The organism is Peredibacter starrii (assembly GCF_034259205.1).
Taxonomy (GTDB): domain Bacteria; phylum Bdellovibrionota; class Bacteriovoracia; order Bacteriovoracales; family Bacteriovoracaceae; genus Peredibacter; species Peredibacter starrii.
Map to the genome: position 1 here is coordinate 348578 of NZ_CP139487.1, position 17680 is coordinate 366257.

General features: G+C 42.3%; 17 protein-coding genes. 11 read left to right on the forward strand and 6 right to left on the reverse strand.

Annotated features, from left to right (window positions below; all coding sequences use genetic code 11):
• The first annotated feature begins 465 nt into the window (after positions 1-465).
• From SOO65_RS01860 to SOO65_RS01870, 3 genes are read left to right on the forward strand one after another with little or no spacing between them, the layout of a single operon-like run.
• Complete coding sequence (locus SOO65_RS01860; protein WP_321396036.1) at positions 466-2043, forward strand: tail fiber domain-containing protein; 1578 nt, start codon at positions 466-468, stop codon at positions 2041-2043.
• Positions 2040-3617 carry a tail fiber domain-containing protein gene (locus SOO65_RS01865; protein ID WP_321396039.1) on the forward strand — a complete coding sequence of 526 codons (1578 nt, stop codon included), beginning with the start codon at positions 2040-2042 and terminating at the stop codon, positions 3615-3617. Before SOO65_RS01860 ends, SOO65_RS01865 begins: the two co-directional genes overlap by 4 nt.
• Positions 3614-5191, forward strand: a complete 1578-nt coding sequence (locus tag SOO65_RS01870; RefSeq protein WP_321396041.1) for a tail fiber domain-containing protein — start codon at positions 3614-3616, stop codon at positions 5189-5191. The genes SOO65_RS01865 and SOO65_RS01870 overlap by 4 nt, the downstream gene beginning before the upstream one ends.
• Here SOO65_RS01870 and SOO65_RS01875 read toward each other — a convergent pair.
• From SOO65_RS01875 to udk, 5 genes are all read right to left on the reverse strand, one after another.
• The gene (locus SOO65_RS01875) at positions 5185-6732 is read right to left on the reverse strand and encodes a zinc-dependent peptidase (RefSeq protein WP_321396044.1); all 1548 of its coding nucleotides are present in this window, start codon (positions 6730-6732) and stop codon (positions 5185-5187) included. The genes SOO65_RS01870 and SOO65_RS01875 overlap by 7 nt on opposite strands.
• Positions 6729-7211, reverse strand: a complete 483-nt coding sequence (locus SOO65_RS01880; protein WP_321396047.1) for a hypothetical protein — start codon at positions 7209-7211, stop codon at positions 6729-6731. The genes SOO65_RS01875 and SOO65_RS01880 overlap by 4 nt, the downstream gene beginning before the upstream one ends.
• Positions 7212-7252: 41 nt before the next feature.
• Positions 7253-7816, reverse strand: a complete 564-nt coding sequence (locus SOO65_RS01885; protein ID WP_321396050.1) for a hypothetical protein — start codon at positions 7814-7816, stop codon at positions 7253-7255.
• Positions 7816-9432 carry a ribonuclease J gene (locus SOO65_RS01890; RefSeq protein ID WP_321396053.1) on the reverse strand — a complete coding sequence of 539 codons (1617 nt, stop codon included), beginning with the start codon at positions 9430-9432 and terminating at the stop codon, positions 7816-7818. Before SOO65_RS01890 ends, SOO65_RS01885 begins: the two co-directional genes overlap by 1 nt.
• 81 nt (positions 9433-9513) lie before the next feature.
• A complete protein-coding gene (gene udk, locus SOO65_RS01895; protein ID WP_321396056.1) occupies positions 9514-10167 on the reverse strand; it encodes a uridine kinase in 654 nt (217 codons plus the stop codon).
• A 122-nt stretch (positions 10168-10289) separates the two neighbouring features.
• On the opposite strand from udk, the gene SOO65_RS01900 reads away from it, so the two are divergent.
• From SOO65_RS01900 to SOO65_RS01935, 8 genes are all read left to right on the forward strand, one after another.
• Positions 10290-11252, forward strand: coding sequence for a 50S ribosomal protein L11 methyltransferase (locus SOO65_RS01900; protein ID WP_321396060.1), 963 nt, complete (start codon positions 10290-10292; stop codon positions 11250-11252).
• On the forward strand, positions 11249-11941 hold the full coding sequence (locus tag SOO65_RS01905) for a 16S rRNA (uracil(1498)-N(3))-methyltransferase (protein ID WP_321396063.1): 693 nt from the start codon (positions 11249-11251) through the stop codon (positions 11939-11941). The genes SOO65_RS01900 and SOO65_RS01905 overlap by 4 nt, the downstream gene beginning before the upstream one ends.
• A gap of 36 nt (positions 11942-11977) precedes the next feature.
• Positions 11978-12679, forward strand: coding sequence for an RDD family protein (locus tag SOO65_RS01910; protein ID WP_321396066.1), 702 nt, complete (start codon positions 11978-11980; stop codon positions 12677-12679).
• Entirely contained in the window at positions 12679-13128 is a 450-nt protein-coding gene (rfaE2, locus tag SOO65_RS01915) for a D-glycero-beta-D-manno-heptose 1-phosphate adenylyltransferase (protein ID WP_321396069.1), read from the forward strand. The genes SOO65_RS01910 and rfaE2 overlap by 1 nt, the downstream gene beginning before the upstream one ends.
• The gene (locus tag SOO65_RS01920; protein ID WP_321396072.1) at positions 13125-13463 is read left to right on the forward strand and encodes a hypothetical protein; all 339 of its coding nucleotides are present in this window, start codon (positions 13125-13127) and stop codon (positions 13461-13463) included. Before rfaE2 ends, SOO65_RS01920 begins: the two co-directional genes overlap by 4 nt.
• A 142-nt stretch (positions 13464-13605) precedes the next feature.
• Complete coding sequence (locus SOO65_RS01925) at positions 13606-14436, forward strand: flagellin N-terminal helical domain-containing protein (RefSeq protein WP_321396075.1); 831 nt, start codon at positions 13606-13608, stop codon at positions 14434-14436.
• A gap of 69 nt (positions 14437-14505) precedes the next feature.
• The gene (locus SOO65_RS01930; RefSeq protein WP_321396078.1) at positions 14506-15270 is read left to right on the forward strand and encodes a PilZ domain-containing protein; all 765 of its coding nucleotides are present in this window, start codon (positions 14506-14508) and stop codon (positions 15268-15270) included.
• 1 nt (position 15271) lies between these two features.
• Positions 15272-16039 (forward strand): UDP-2,3-diacylglucosamine diphosphatase, encoded by a 768-nt coding sequence (locus SOO65_RS01935; protein ID WP_321396081.1) that lies wholly within the window; start codon positions 15272-15274, stop codon positions 16037-16039.
• On the opposite strand, the gene SOO65_RS01940 is transcribed toward SOO65_RS01935, so the two are convergent.
• The gene (locus SOO65_RS01940) at positions 16036-17664 is read right to left on the reverse strand and encodes a DNA repair protein RecN (RefSeq protein WP_321396084.1); all 1629 of its coding nucleotides are present in this window, start codon (positions 17662-17664) and stop codon (positions 16036-16038) included. The genes SOO65_RS01935 and SOO65_RS01940 overlap by 4 nt on opposite strands.
• Between the last annotated feature and the right edge of the window lie 16 nt (positions 17665-17680).

Sequence of the window (17680 nt, forward strand, 5' to 3'; positions counted from 1 at the left end):
GTAAGAACTGAAGTTCCTGCTAAGCCGAAAATTAACTGGGCAGAAAAACTTCAGAACGCAGCTTCTAAGTATGAGTCACAGAAAAATTTCGAAACAAATACTGCGGCAGCTCCACAAGTGAAGCCTGCTCAAGTTGCTCCTGAGCGTACTGAGTATCATCACTTTGATGCTACAGAGCCAGTAGCAAATGCATCTAACCAGGCCGCTCAAAACCGCGAGAGCAGAATCAAGTCAATCGCCGAGAAACTTGGTTTCTTCAACTTCGATGAAGATGAATTCGATACTCCATCTTTCATGAAGAAGAATGAGCGCAATCACGACTCACAAATCTAAAAACGAAAGGCCGGGCAACCGGCCTTTTTTTTTGCTTCTTTTCACTACCGATGACAACTCAAAGACCTCACTAAAATTCAACGCTCCAGAAATTGTGTGGATAATCTTAATACCATCTTCTACGCTTCCTAAATGATTACAAAAAATCAGCAAGGAATGGGTCTCATTGAGGCCCTGTTGGCTGTTGGAGTTCTGGGTGGATTGGCCCTGGTGATCAATCAATTTAGTAGAAATGCCGGCAAGGTTGTGACCAACCTTGAAATGAACGACGACATCAAAGTTACTCTGCAACAGATTCAGGCCACACTATCTGACAGTGAAAACTGTACGAATACCTTTATTGGCAAACGTGCCAACAATGCGATCAATGTTGTTCAAGCGCTTAAGAAAAAAACTGCCATTGGCTTTGCTGACACTTTCAAAACAATGACCGCTAGTCCCACAGTTACCTATGGTCAAAAAACGCTCAAAATTAATTCTTACTCTCTCTCCGACGCGGGACCAGATGTTGAAGTTGCTACCTCTGGCACGACTCAACTACTAGTTGATTTTAATCGGGGCGGAAGAGGCGTTCAGGCAAACTCCATCACCAAGAGAATCAATCTTCGTGTGGTTGTTGATGGCGCCGGTAATATTACAAGTTGTGTTGCCTTTGATTCGGTAACGACTGATATTTGGAAATTAGCGACCAATAACTTGGATATCTACTACGACACAGGCCATGTTGCGGTTGGTGTGGTTGCGCCTACTGCAAACCTTACCGTCAAGGCCGCGACCTTTCCTCTGCAACCCGGTATTGCCATTCTAGGAAATGAATCGGGCGTTGCTGGTTGGAATCGCGCAGGTGTTTCATATAGTGATAGTACCAGTCCTGAGAGCTGGAGAGTTGCTGTATTCGGAAATTCTTCCCTCGAAGGAGAAGGGAAATTCGGAATAAATCAAAATGGCATTAATCGTTTCATCATTACTAAAAATGGCAACGTAGGTATTGGGACCACAAGACCCAATTGCGAAGTTACTTCTTGCGAAAACTCGGATAGTGGAAGAGTTCTTCATGTGCATTCTTCTGGCACAGGTTTGGGAGATGGAGCAACTGTCCTGCTTAGTTCTGATTCAATTGGGACAAATAACATTGTTGGAAGTCTGGCCTTCGGAAGTTCAACTCGTCCTGGATCAGATTCCAGAGTGGCGGGAATCACTGGGAACACCATCAGTCCCGCAGGATCTCCACTGGAAGGCAGAATGCTCTTCTGGACCAATACCAGCGGAACGCTTGTCTGGAACATGGTTTTGACTGAAGTAGGGGCCCTTTGGATTAGAGGAACTTTTGCCACCAATAATTTAACTGAACGTTCGGATGTACGTCTTAAGAACAACATTGTCTCGGTTACGCATTCACTAGAAAGGCTTAATAAGCTACAGGGTCAGAGTTATGAGTTTAAAAATAGACCAGGAAAACATCTGGGTTTTATCGCACAAGAAGTTGAAAGAGAATTTCCTGAGATTGTGAAAACCGGTGAGAATGGTTTCAAGAGTCTTGCTTATTCAAGTTTGCTGGCCCCCATTATTAACTCTGTTAAAGAACTCAATGCCTTATGGGAGGCCAAAGAAACAAGACTAAAAAATTTAAAAAAACAAAACAAAGAATTAAAAAATTTTTTGTGTGAGAAAGATCCGAGTGCCCCATTTTGTAAGAGGAACTCAATATGAAGTTAAAGAGTTCTGGAATTGGATTGGTGGAAGTTCTATTGGCGGTAGGAATTCTGGGTGGCTTGACCTTGGTTATTGCTAAATTTAGTAATAATGCGAATAAAGTCACCAACAACGTTGAGACCAATAATGATATTGTTTCTGCTCTTCAACAAATACAGGCAATTCTTACGGATCCTGAAAGTTGTACAAATACTTTCATTGGTAAAAGAGCAAATAATACTCTGAATGCTGTTCAGGCACTTCGTCTAAAAAATAATTCTAGCTTTGTTGATGTGTTTCAGACCAAGACAGTTAATCCCAATATGACCTATGGCCAGAAGTTCCTGAAGATTAATTCTTATACGTTATCTGATGCTGCTGAAGATGTAGATGTGGCAAGTCTCGGAACGACCCATTTGTTGGTTAATTTTGATCGCGGAACAAAAGGTACACAAACCGAAAGTATTTCAAAAAAAATTAATCTTCGGGTGGTGGTGAACGCTGCCGGAGATATCGTCAGTTGCGGAGCTTATAACACCGGCAAGAGTGAGCTCTGGAAGTTTGCTACTAATAACACAGATATATTCTTCTCTGGGGGAAATGTCTCTATAGGAGTACCCACTCCGACTGCAAACCTCACAGTTCGTGCCACCACGATGCCAGTGGCCTCCGGAGTTTCAATCATTGGTAATGAGGCCAGCAGTGCGGGTTGGAATAGATCAAGTATTAGTTTCATTGATCAGAGCAGCACCCACAATTGGCATATAAATATGTTTGGTTCTGCATCAAGTGAAGGCGAAGGAAAATTTGGAATAAACGGTGGACCTCGAGGAGCACCAGCAACGAATCGTTTTATTATTACCAAAGATGGGGATGTCGGAATCGGAACTTTGAATCCTTCTTGCGCATTTGTGGGTTGTCCCAATGGTATTGATTTTCAAGTTCATAATCCATCAACTAATCCCTTAGAGGGCGCCAATCTTATATTGAGTTCAGAATCAGTTCTAACAAATAGCCTCGTTGGGGCCCTTGCCATGGGGACTTTAGGTACTACAGGTGCAGATAAAAGGGCCGCAGTAATAACGGGACAACTTTTTTCTGCCACACCTACCACATCAGGGAGTCTTGTTTTTTGGACCGCTCATAATGGAGTTAATGAGTGGAACATGATTTTGGACCGTGTGGGAAATCTGTGGGTTCGCGGAGACATTGCGGCCATTAGTCTTATTGCTCCTTCAGATCGACGACTTAAAAAAAATATTCGGCCGCTCAAAAATTCATTGAAACAGATATCGAAGTTAAGAGGAGTAAAATTTACCTGGAAAGAATCTGGTAAGAAGGATCTGGGGCTCATCGCTCAAGAAGTTGAAAAGGTCTATCCAGAACTAGTTTTTGAAAATGAACAAGGTCTTAAGTCTGTTTCTTACTATGGTCTTCTGGCGCCGGTTGTTGATGCCATTCAGGAATTTTATAAAAAAATAATGACTCACGAGGATGACTTAACATCTTTAAGGGACGACACCTTGGCGATGAAAACCTATCTGTGTCTTCGGGAATCCCATGCTTCTTTTTGTCAGAAAGGTCATAGATGAAAAGAGATGAAACCGGTATTGGCCTGGTAGAAGTATTGATTGCTATTGGGATGCTAGGAGGACTGGTTCTCCTTATTAGTGGTATTAATCAGAATGCACATAAAGTTGCTGCCAACTTAGAGATTAATACGGATGTGATGCAGACTTTGCAGGAAATCCAGCAGATTCTTGTCATTCCCGAAAATTGCGCCATGACTTTTCAGGGTAAGAATGCGGTTTCCAATCCAAATGTCGTACAAGCAATTAAGCAAAAATTCAAAACGACCTTCGCAGATGTTTACCCAAATAGTGTCTTAAATCCTCAGAAAGTCTATGGCAGCAAAAGAGTTAAAATTGATTCTTACGCTCTTTCAGATACTGCGCCTGAGGTCAGCGCTCTTACTCATGGGACGACTCATTTAGTGATTACTTTCAATCGAGGTAAGACCGGCACTCAAACTGAGACCATCACCAAACGTATTACATTGAATGTGAAGACCGATGGAGCTGGAAACATAACAGGCTGTACTTCAACCAGTTCGTCAAAAAATGAGATATGGAAATTTGCGGCCAATAATTCTGATATCTATTTCAACACCGGAGCGGTGGCGATTGGAACCACCACGCCAACTCATAATTTAACAATCCAAGCTCGAACTCTGCCTGGCACCTCTGGGATTTCTATCATTGGAAACGAAGCCACCACTGCGGGCTGGAATCGAGCGGGAATCATGTTCAATGATCAAAGTAGTAATTACTTCTGGTCACTGGCAATGTTTGGAGTTGCGGCCCATGAAGGAGAAGGTGGATTTGGTATTGGTGGAGGACCCACCACTACGACAGGATTAAATCGCTTTCTCATAACCAAACAAGGGAATGTCGGAATTAATACTAATCTTCAAAAACCTACATGTGGATTGGCGGATTGTTCGACCACTAGGTTTCTACATATTCACAGTAATGCCGCCGGACCAGTTGATGCTTCTCAGTTAGTATTAACGACGGATTCGGCGGCAGATGGCAGTATCGCGGGCGGAGTCGGTTTCTCGGCCGCTAAGAGCGCTGGTCCTGATCGTAGAGTAGGTGTAATCACCGGTCATATCGTTTCTCCGGCGGGTTCAACCCTTAAAGGTAATCTTCTGTTTTGGACCAATAATAATGGCGCAAATAACTTCAATGGTGTTTTGAATTCCGATGCGGACTTTTGGGTACGGGGTAATACAGACACAGTTAAATTCACTGCGACTTCAGATGTAAGATTGAAAAAAAATATCAGACCATTACAAGCTTCGCTGGAAAAGGTCCTTGCCATAAAAGGAGTGAGCTATAATTGGAAGGATTCAAATTATCCTGAAAAGAACTTTGGATTTATTGCTCAAGATGTAGAGAAAGTATTTCCTGAGCTGATTGCGACTGAGAAGGACGGAAAAATGTCCATGTCGTATATTGGTTTAGTGGCACCGGTGGTTGAAGCACTTAAGAGTTTGTTTGCAATAAAAGCTTCTCAAGAAAAACAAATCTCTCAGTTGGAAGCTGAGAACAAGATGATGTTGGAATTTATCTGCAAAAAAGAAAAAGCATCTTTTTGTTATTGAATGAGTTCCTCGACCACTTTGTTGGCATTTGAATTTATTAATTTAGGACAAGCAATCTCAGCAATCTTGGTAAATTCTTTACTCTTGTAATATGGGTTAAAGCCAAGTTCATCTTTCTTGTAGTCCTGGTTTGCATAAGATTTGAATGAAGGTTTGCAGTGGTATTTTTCTGAGATGGCCCGAGAAACTTGGTTTCGAAGAATATGACGATGATTATCTTTTGTCTTATTTAAAGTTTTTGCCATAAATTCATTTGATAGACCAGGATCAAGATTTCTAAACATCGGGTCCATGAATTTAAAGTGTGGATCATCTTTTAAGTTGCTTTTGATAACATTATTAGCGCTGAGTTTGATTGATTCTTTGTAACAATCTTCCATCGTTGGCGAACCTAGTTTTAGTTCTCCATCATTGGCGAACTGAGTAACGGCCTCTTCACTGCAGCGGTCGGCAATTTTTTTAATTTCGTCACTTGATGGTGACCAATTCATTAATTGAGCAGCAGCATTATCTTTTGCCATTTGAGACATCCGATATGGTTCCGCGCAGGCCTTGGTTGAAGTGTACTCCACGCCATCAAAGATGGTGTTTTTAATAAGATAATACTTTTCGGGACTTTTTTCTTTTAGGTGGGCAGGGCTGTATCTATAAGCAACAACACTTTCCGCGAAATCTTCTCGTTCATTTGTCATCCCGTATTTTGATACCGCGGTTTCGGGTCTTGAAGTTTTGGCCTTTATCTCAAGTTTTCCATCCTTCATCTTACCTGCGCTTACCCAACCCCCTTGTTCCATCCATTCAGTACTTTGATCAATTTGAGTCACTCCTCCGATTGCGTGTGCTAGTTCATGAACAATTGTCGAGCGACCTTGTTCTGGTGATTGAGTGTTCCATAAATCAAAAATCATGATGGTGGCGTTGGCCAGTGTGCGGTCACTGTTCATGCCGCGTGGTGCATGGACCAAGGTGCGGCTTTTTTCAAAAGGCATGACCCCTTCAGGAAAATCTGAAATTGCCAGGAGGACCGTATCTAGCTCTTCTTTTTTCCAGGGAGCCGAGTCTTCTCTTACAATATGCGATCCATTCAGACCGAATCTTGCTTGCATAAAGTGAAGTTGAACTCCAATCTCTGGGCCGAAAATTTCTTTCAGAGCACAGTCCACTTTCTTACAAGTGGAGGTACGCATTTTATTTTTTTTAGGATCGGCATTACCTAGGATATCAACGTAAGTTGTTAAATGGTAAAATGCCTCAAGATTCTCCGGCGTTTCATTCTCAAAGTTAATGCCATTGATATTCTTATTTAATCTTGCCTTTGTTTCGTGTGACCTCAACCAATCACTCATTTCACTGACTGAAAAGGGATTTTTTCTTAAACAATTGGCATTTTTGATTTCATTTTGAGTGGCTGATTCCCAGGTGATTTTTCTTTGAAGATTGATGAGATCACTAAGTTCCGAAAATTCAGGTTCTCCACAACTTTCGTGTGCAAAGGATGACATTGATAGTAGCAAAGTGAGAGTAAGGAACAGTATTTTCATGGATGATCACCATCCATGGGCCATATCACCATTGAGCGAAGTGTTTTAGACTCGTTGTTGATAAACTCCAGTTTTAAATTTTCCCCCGGAACTTCCATCGTTATGGTACTACCGGCCGTATGATCAGTTTCACTGAGTGATTTTTGAATCCTGGCCTTCTCCTGTGGATAAAGATTTGAGTAGACTTGGCGAAAGAGACCTTTAGTTTTCTCTTTCATCTCTTGTGTCGCCACGACATATACATAATGAAAGTGGGATTTCTTTATTCCAATGGTGGTTTGATCTTGAAGGTAGATAGCATCTTTATCTTTGGATCTGATTTTCGCTTTAAAGGCCTTTTCAATCTCGCCCTCCGTGCTTTTATTCGTAAGAGCACTTAACTCTGATGGTAAGAGTTTTATCATCTCACCGCGGACGGTGGGCTTCGCATTGATGCTGATTGATAATGTAATTAGACCCACAAGCAAAATGAGCTTCATGGGTATCTTGTCGGAAGGTTGATTAAATTACTTTAGTAAGTTTATTGTAGGTTTTCTCTAACAATTTCAGTGTTTTCCGGAATCGAATAAACCACGAGATAGGTCTCAATGTAATCCTGGTCCACATTAATTTTGTAATGCGTTTCTACGTAAGTCGGAATGTTTTTATCTTCAAAAAGGCGCTTCTTAGCATCGTATAAGCGAACGCCCTCTTCTGGATCATGGGTCGAAGTTTTTAAGGTGAAGACCTCTTCCCAATCGTTTTTCATGATGAGGGGAAGATGCTCTTTACAAAAATGAAGTGTCTTAAATGGACGAATGCAGGCCTTACAAAAAAGTCGATCACAAATGGCACAAGTCGTTTCGCCCGGTTCATCGGGATGATTAGGGCAAAAAAGATCTGAACGTTTAGGCTTAAGCTTTTCCATCTCCTTCATGCGTATCATGATGTCAGGATGGTAATTGGGATCAGCAGTTGTTTCAGGCTGCTTCTGCGTCGGTAACTTCTGTTGGAACAAGCGGTAAATCAAAAAGCCCAGCACTCCCAGAATAATCACCAGGAGAAGATTCATGATCGAAATGAGGACGAGTGCCGTTTGTTCCATTAGTACAAGTGTACTTCCGTTACCGGTTTATAACCCAGAAAATTATTATAAAATTGGCGTGCCGAGATCTTTAACTGATCTTTGATGTAAGTTTCTTCTCTGCCACCTAGATTGTTTTTAATCTGCTCTAGAAGTTTCTTCTTTAAATTATCAATCCATTCCTGAGCAACCAAAGGAAGTCCTACTGTTGTGATTTCCATATGGCCCATCGTACGGTGATAACTTATGAAGACCGCTCCTTGAGTCGCCATCTTTCGACGTTGAGAAATTTGAGTTTTCTCAATCTCCATGGCCTTACCATGAATCAGTCGAGGCTCTTTAGCGTCAAGCTCTTCAATCTTTACTGTTCCTTCGCCCAGGATCACTTCATTATAGTTATAGATCAGATGCGCTGAGATTTTAGGATAGGCAGTATGAATGAACTCATAGTGCTTTTTTAGAAAATAAGATTCGCCGTGAATCGGAAAATAAAATCCAGGAGTAAAGTTCTTCAACAGAATATGAAGATCTTCTTTGCCCGGATGTCCCGAAGCATGAATTAAATGATCGCTGGCAGTGATGATCTCTGCCCCGAATTCTGTGAGCTTATTGTAGATACGATAAATTTTTTTCTCATTTCCAGGAATGACTTTAGAGCTGAAAACCACCAGATCACCGGGGCCTGGTTTAAATGTTCCATCTTCGCCAAAACTAAAACGTCTGAGCGCCGATAAGAAATCTCCCTGACAACCAGAAAGGAAAATAAGCATTCTACCCGTCTCGCCTTTCACTTGATCGGTCATATGGAAATCATCAGGAGAAAGTTCAGAATGTCCGGTTTCGGTGGCCGCTTCCATATAGGTTTTAAGCGAGCGACCCATAATCACGATTTTTCTACCCGCATCTTTCGCCATCTTAGCAATGGCGTTCATACGGTGGACATTAGAAGCAAAAAGGGTAATGAAGACACGAGTCTCTTCCCTTTCCATCAAAGCTTTTAAATCGGTATGAAGATCATTTTCAGAGGTGGTCTTACCATCATTCAGGATGTTGGTAGAATCGATGAAATAGGCGGTCTGAGCGCATTCAGAAAGTTTTTCTTTAATGCGGGCCAGATCAATTGGCTTCTCATGTTTTGAGAAAAGATCCACTTTGAAATCGGAAATATAAAGAGCGCCCCACTTTTTATCATTACTACGAATCACGAGACCGGCAGTCTCTGGGATCGAGTGATTCACATGAATCGGGAAGACCTCAATGTTTTTAAATTGAAGATGAGACGTCTCATGATAGAGCTCATACTTCATCGTGATTTTATGTTCTTCTAATTTCTTCTGAAGCAAATGATGTGTGAAGTTTGTTACATAAACCGTGATATCAGGAAACTCTTTTAAAAGATGTCCCAATCCACCAATATGATCTTCATGTCCGTGCGTAATGATAATGGAAGTTAAACGACTAGCATCGAGAAGTGAAAAGTCCGGAATAAGGTAATTGATGTCGAAGCATTCTTCATAAGGAAAAAGCATCCCGCAATCAATCAGAATATCTTCATCTGGTGTGCGGATGAGGGTCATATTCGAGCCGATCTCTTCGACTCCACCAATAGGAATGATATTAAAATATTTGTTTTTCAAAATAAGTCCTTTTGGAAATTGTAACAGACCATCACCCAAAATGCATGGGCAATGGTCTAGACTTGGACCTATTTAATCAACTTAGATCGCCTCAGTATTTGAGGCCTCGACATGAGAAGATTCAAGAAGTTCACGAATGCGGGCGGCCAAAATTAAGGCGGCCACATCGGTCTCTTCTCCGACTGTGAAGTCTGCGTATTGTTTCTGAGGATCAAGGTACTTCTGATACATTGGTCTCACAGTATCGTAGTACTGAGCGATGACTGATTCAAGTGAACGACCACGCTCTTTCACGTCACGGTGAAGACGACGAGTAAAGCGGATATCTGAATCAACATGCAGGAAACATTTAATATCAAGCATGTCGCGAATTTCTTGATCGTAGAGAGAAAAAATCCCTTCAAACAGAACGACCTTACAAGGACCTACTTGCTCATACTCTTCAGTGCGAGTTGATGTGGCGAAATCATAGATAGGACACTTGATCCCCATGCCTTGCTTCAACTCAGACAGATGATGACGGAGAAGATTCCAGTCAAAAGCATCCGGGTGGTCGAAGTTCGCTTTACCAGTAGTGGTATAGTTCGTTTTAGGTTGAATAGGTAAGTAGTAGGAATCCATGTGGAGAAGTACGGATGCAGAGCTATTGATGCTCTTCATGACTTTTTTGGCAAAAGTCGTTTTTCCAGACCCCGATCCGCCTGCGATTCCGATGAGAAAGATTTTGTTTTGCATATCGGGATGTTTTACTAACAAAGAAAGTGCCATATGCCCAAGAAAACCTTCACAAATGTAATTTTTTTATCCTCACAATGGGCCCTTCTTAGGTTATAAAGCCACTAAATTAAAGGATTTTTATGGACGCATTTTGGGTAGTGACCCTATTTCATTTCCAACCGACTACGGAGCAGTGGTCTCATATTGAGAGCATGGCAATAAACGATTATGGCTCTCTTGGTATTGAAGAGTTTTCTCTCGACGAGCCCGAGGTGGATGCCCTCTTAGGCGAACGATCATATTCGGGTGGTGATTTACCGCAAGATGTTTTGGATGAAGTAGAAAGCCGTGTGCTTGGTCGTCCGAACAATTATCGTTTCTTCTTCGGTGATGAAGAAGGAGCTTCCGAGTTTTATACAAAAGTGGGCCAGGTCTATTTGTGTGAATCACAAATTGAAACTCAGCAAACTGAAGACTGGAACGCTGAATGGAAAAAACACTACGCTCCTATCAAAGTAAATGATTCTTTAGAAATCATTCCTTCTTGGAACAAAGATTATAATAGTACTAGTCGTGAGAAGATCTATATCTATCCAGGCATGGGCTTTGGTACTGGTAGCCACGAGACCACATTTCTTTGTCTAAAACTTTTCACTGAACATCTTTTAAATCAAAAAGTGGAAACGGTTTTAGATTTCGGTTCAGGTTCGGGCATTTTAGGTCTGGCAACATTCAAGTTCTTCCCGGAAGCGAAAGTTGATTTCTACGATATCGATCCAGAGGCCAACAAGAACTGTTATCAAAATGCCGAGACCAACGAATTAGAAAATTTTGCTTTCCGCCTGCTACTTCCGGAAGTGAGAGAGAAACTCATGGAGGAATACGATGTGGTGTTCGCCAATATTCTTGAGAGCATCTTGATGCTCGAGCAAGAAGCATTGATCGCTCATACAAAGAAAGGTGGATCACTGATCCTTTCTGGTCTTTTGAGACACCAGGCCGCAAATATCATCAAACTTTATTCAGATGCGGGTATGAAGCTTATCAGTCATGTTGAAAAAGGTGATTGGGCGGCGATCTTATTTAAAAAGGGCGAGGCATGAGGGCCCACTGGCTTTCTGATTTAACTCTTCTGGACAGCTATGTCCTAAAAGATGAGTCACTTCATCACCTGGTCAATGTGATTCGTATCGAAGTCGGTGAGGAGCTTTTACTGCTAAATGGTAAGGGCCTCCAGATCCTGACTGTGGTTGATGCCATCGCCAAGCGCGAACTGCGTCTGAAATTTAAATCTGAGATTCCTGCGGAAAGAAAATATGTATTTGATCTCGCCCTCGGGATGCCGAAACGAGATGCCTTTGAACTTTGTCTTAAGCAAGCGGCCGAGCTGGGCTTTCGGAAGATCTATCTCATACGTTCAGCTTATTCACAAATGAAGGCCCCGGAAATGGACCGCATGGAGAAACTTCTGGTTTCGGCCTTAGAGCAATCTAACGCTTCATTCATGCCGGAAATCGAAGAGGTGAAGTGGGAATCGATTCCCTGGAGTCACTATCACTCGGCCCTTCTACTAGATTCTCAGACCTCAATTAAAAAACCGGTTTTTGATTCAGCTCCTACAAGTCCTCATCTATTGATCGTAGGACCAGAGGGTGGTTTTTCGCCCGAAGAGCTTAAATACCTTCACTCACAAAATCAGGTAAAAGTCGTCAATTTACCTACTCCGATTTTGCGAACCCCAACTGCCTTGGCCGCAGGTGCAGGGATTATGCTTGAAAGTTTGCTTAAGTGAAGAATGACGGGCTAAAATTAAGAAAAGGACCAAATCATGAATTTAGAAAGCGTTCAGAATAAAAAGAATAACACTCCTGTGAATGATGACTTCATGGAAGAGTTTGATTTTAAGCCGATCACTTCGGGTCTAGGTTTTCATCATCAAAAAGCCACGGAAGTAAAACCGATGTTCACAGAAAGAACTGTGGCAGTAAGTCCTCTTCCGACTTCAGTGCCGACGATGAAAAAAGAGATGAACGTTTATCAAAATGATTTATCTATGTTTTATAATCAGGCCCAGCAAGTACCTCAGGCGCCGGTTGAGCTTGAGCCAATGGTAGAAGAAAAATTCTATCGCATGGCCGGCAAAACCCAGCGTGTGTTTGCATACCTTCTGGATCTTGCTTTCGTTGCGGGTCTTCTGACAGGTGTATTAACTATCATGGCCAAGTCAGTGGACCTGGATCTTATTCAAGTTTGGGAGCAATACCCTCACGAGATCACTCCCCTGGTTGTGACTCTTTTCTGTGGTTTTTATCTGATCTATTTCGCCATCTTTGAAAAGGCGAGTCAGTCTACGCTTGGGAAGAATCTCTTTAACTTAAGAGTGACCAGTATGGACAATGGTTCATTATCTCTTACAACTTTACTCATGCGTTCCATCGTGAGTCTTTTAAACTTTGCGAGTCTTGGTTTATTCTCTTATTTTGATTTGCAGAATAAAGTTACAAACTCAAAAGTAATTCGGATCGACTAATGTTTTCACCATCTCTAGAACACTTTTTAAAACAGAACGAAGGTAAAAGAATAGTTTTTACCAACGGCTGTTTTGATATCCTTCATCGCGGACACGTTACTTATCTTGCTGAAGCAAGAAAGCTTGGTGACCTTTTAGTGGTGGGGGTGAATTCAGACGCGAGCGTGAAGCGTCTTAAAGGACCTGAGCGTCCGATCAATAATGAGAATGATCGCTCGTATGTTCTTTCTCAACTTAAGTCTGTGGACTTCACTGAGATCTTCACCGAGGACACTCCCCTAAATCTCATTCTTAAAGTGCAACCAAAAATTCTTGTGAAAGGTGGCGACTGGAAGATTGATCAGATCGTGGGAGCGAAAGAAGTTCTGGCCAATGGTGGAGATGTTTTCTCTTTGAACTTCGTTGACGGTTACTCAACAACTTCAATCATTCAAAAAATTCAGGCATGATTTTTTCTCTCGGAGACACTGAGAAAAATCTCGTTCTGCCGGAGACAACTGACTTTGATATCATCTGCTTTTTCAGAGTGAATCATGCTATTCATGCTGATGAAAAACTTTGGTGGAAGACACTCACCGGAAGCCTCAGAGGCAAACGATCAGTGCTTATTTTAGAGTCCGAAGTAAGCTCTTTCCCTGCCATGGATAAGACTCAGCGCTGGCAGCTAGGTGATAACTGGTGTTGGCTCACTCCTCGAAGCCTCAGTGTAATTTCCAACGGTTACTCCAATTCATCCATGAATATCCGAGAGTTAAAGTCTTTCTTAACAAATTATAAGCCATAGAATTCTTTAGATTTCCTGATTTTTTTAATCAGTTATGCAAAATAGCCCTCAAATAAGTACTTGAGTCTTTCGATAAGAAAACGAGACTGACCATTGTGGTCGGTTAAATTTTTGGATCTCGATTCTTACAAGGAGTACGTTGATGGGCTTAAGAATCAACACCAACATTGCCTCGCAAGAGGTACAAAAAAACCTGAAGGTCAGTAATGCCCAACAGGAAGCGGAGTTTTCAAAACTCTCGTCTGGTAAACGAATCACGAAATCTGCGGATGATGCCGCCGGTTTGGCGATTGCTAAGAAGTTAGAGGCCGAAACACGAGGTCTGCGTGTTGCTGGTCGAAACGCAAACGATGCTATCTCAATGGTTCAGGTTGCCGAAGGTGGTCTGAACGAAACGAGTAACATCCTTACCCGCTTGCGTGAATTATCCATTCAGGCCGGATCGGACACAGTGGGTGATACTGAAAGAGGTTATCTCTCGCTGGAGTATGAACAACTAGTTCAAGAGGCCGATCGTATTTCAAAAACCACTTCTTTCAACGGCCGACCACTCTTAAAGGGTGAAGGGAACACACTACAGTTCCAAGTCGGTGCGTATGGTGGCGAAGATAACCGAATCGAATTTGATGCCGCATCGACGGATGCTTCATCAGAGTCTTTAGGTATCGGTGGCTCGAATATCCGGGATAAACAAGGTGCCATTGATAACCTAGAGCGAATCGACAACGCCATCAACAAGGTGAGTGCATTCCGCGCTAACTTTGGTTCGATTCAATCGCGTCTACAGTCGACCATCAACAACCTTGATGTTGCCACTGTAAACCAGGAAGCTGCCCGTTCACGTATTGAAGATGTTGATGTGGCAGATTCAACAGCGAAACTTGCATCGTCTCAAATCAGAAATGCTGCAGGTACCGCTACTCTGTCTCAGGCCAACCAATTAGGTAACAGTGCTCTGAGATTGATCGGTTAATCGTACTCTGTATTAGGTGTTCCGTATTACTTAAGCCCAGGACCTCCTGGTTAATCCCAGGAGGTCTTTTTGGAGAAACTAGCTTTGGCAAACGACAACAAACTTAAAAAAGTAAAAGATGAAGCGACAATCTTGAACTTGTTGTCAGGGGCGAAACACGGTAATTCGGAAGTATTTATTTGGAAGCTAATCGGGAGTGAAAAACATCTTGGTCAGGTCAGAATTGAATCGATCAGGAAAACCCGAAAAGATTTTTGTATCATTCCGGCCGAAGGTCAGGATCGTCTTGTTCAGGATTTAATGGGGAGCCACAATCACGTTGATCTCTACATTCCAGAGTCTGCACTTCTTCTCCGTTGTGCAATCAAGCAAACTGATGCTCCTTACCGATACTACCTTCAGCTTCCAAATTTCGTTGCTCAAGTTGAAAGAAGACAAAGCTTTCGTCTGAATGTGCATGGTAGTTCAGAGGTTAAACTGAGCTTCGGAAAATCTGTCACAATTCCTAAACCCATGAGTCAGCATTTTCTAAAAGAATGTTTTGATATCAGTGCCGGTGGTTTTTCTTTCTTCATCTCAAAAATGGAGACCAAGTTCTTTCAAATTGATGACGCCATTCCATTGGTTGAGCTCAAGGCGGGAAATTGGACCACAAAGATCAGTGCCCAGATCGCCACGATTCGTGAGGTAGAACCTGACGAATACAATGGCCTCTCCTATAAGGTCTGGAGAGTAAGCTGTCGCTTCTCACAAATTGATCAGGTCAGTAAGAAGTACTTCGAGAAATTTATTTTTGAGCGGATTAAGGACGAGCTTCATGCTATAAATGATTAGTATGAAAATTGCTGCGATCTCTGATGTCCACGTTAAAACGCCTCACGACGAAGCTGATAAGCTTCTGTCGGCGTTTCTGGATCATCCAGAGGTCCAATCCGCTGATTATGTCCTGCTTCTGGGTGACATCTTCGACCTCATGTGCGGACCGCATGAAGAGTATATTAAACTCTACTCGCATTTATTTGATCGCATGGATGCCCTTCACAAAAAAGGCAAGAAGGTCTTTTTCCTGGAAGGGAATCACGATGTTCATTTGCAAGGCCTCTTCTTAAAACGCTGGCCCAACTTTGAGATTCTCTCAGAGCAAACTCCGGTGATTGAAAAGATCGACGGAAAACTTTATTACTTCTCACACGGTGATGAGCATGAAGTAGATAATGAGGCCTATCAGCGCTACAAAGAAATCATTCACTCCGCTCCACTTCGTTTTGTGGCAAATCAGATCATGCCTTACGCCGTTTTAAATTACGTAGGCGAGAAGGCCTCGAAGATCTCTCGTAAAAAAGGCTCGCGAAAATTCGATGCTGAACTTGTGCGTAATCGTTTCCGCAATGGTGTGCAAACTACCACGAAGGGCGAGTTTGATTTTGTGATCGGTGGCCACAGTCACGTGAAAGATAATTATACGTTACCTGGTTCCAACAGTGTTTATCTCAATAACGGTTACGCTTTAAGAGAGAACACCTTTCTCTTAATTGATAACCACGTTCCAAAGTTCATCACTTTCGCCAGCGGAAGTACTTCCGCTAGTGGCGGCCAAGCTTAAGAAAGCTGCGCCATTGACCGAACTTCTTTCAGAATCATTTTCCCCGAAATCTCTTTCACGGTAGATTCTGTTCTCGCCTCTTTGTCTTGCGACTGAATATCCTTGTTCACAATGATAAGACTTTCAGCAAACTGAGCAATTTGTGGAAGGTGAGTAATGGCAATGACCTGGCCATGGGCCGCCACTTCCGCCAGCGCTTTACCAATGCTATTCGCGGTATCTCCACCAATCCCGGTATCAATCTCATCAAAGAGGAAGATGCTGATGGAATCGTCACTCGCAAGAATCTGGCGAAGACTCAGAAGAATACGAGATAGCTCACCACCAGAAGCGATGTCTTTAATCTTGAAGTAACCTTCGCCTGGATTGGTTTCTGCCAAAAATTGCACACGCGAATATCCCGTCTCAGAAAGCTCTTCTAGAATTTCCAGGTCCAGACGGATAGTGGCCCCGTTCATTTTAAGAAGACGGACTTTCTGAGTGAGTTCTGTACTTAACTTTTTACAAAATTGAGAGCGGGTCTTATGAAGTTTATCTGCCTGGGTCATCAATTTCTTTTGCAGCGATTGAATCTTCCCTTCTAGTTCATCACAGTTAACTTCCAAGCTCTCAAGGGTATTTTTCTCTTTTAGAAATTCCACTTGTGTTTGCAGGATGGTTTCAACATTCCCGCCAAACTTTTTCTTCAACTTCTGATACGAGTCGAGACGATCTAAGACACCTTCCAGATCCGCAGGATCGATTTCCATATTGAGCTTGCGATCTACAATGTCATTTAGGCTATGAATACGATCATCAATCTCTGATAGAAGTTCCATCTGGTCTTGAAAGAGATCCGGGTTTTTAGAGAATAGGGAATTCAAAAATTTTATTTGTCCCAGCATTCCTGGAACGCCATCGTTTCCATCAAAACTTTCTTTTACCTGGTAACAAAGCTTTTGGGTCTTCTCGATATTCATTAATAAATTTTTCTTCTTCAGGAGATCTTCTTCATCCTGGGAGGAGGGATTTAGTTTCTCAATCTCCTGAAGTTGAAAATTTAAATAATCCAATCGCTGTTCCCGATGGGTCTTTGATTGAATCAATTCGGCTTGCTCTTTTTTAAGGGCCTTGAGTTCTCTTAGCTCTTCTTGGTAGGCAGAGAGTTCAGGCAGTTGCTTTGAGTAATGATCCAGCAAGTATAGCTGGTAACTTTCTGAGAGAAGTTTCTGGTTTTCAAACTGTCCCACGAGATCAATGAACTTACGGGCAAAGCTTGCAAGAAACGTCACTGTACAGGTCAAATGATTGATGTAGGTCTTGGTAGTACCGTTCTTATAAATAAGACGTTTGATGACAATTTCATTCCCTTCAATGGGAAAGCCTTCTGATTCCAGAAACGCCTTAACTTTGTCATCGGTGCAGGTGAAAGAAGCTTCAATGAGAGCGCATTCAGTTTCACGGCGCACGACCTTTTTGTCGGCCCTGCCACCGAGAATAAGCTGAAGAGCATCGAGGACAAGACTTTTACCAGAACCGGTTTCACCGATAATGGCATTAAAGCCGGGACGAAAGCGAATGCTTTGGTTTTTGAAGGTTGCGAAATTTTGAATGACTAGATTTTTGAGATGGAATTTGGCGTCCATATTGTCCTCGCTTGAG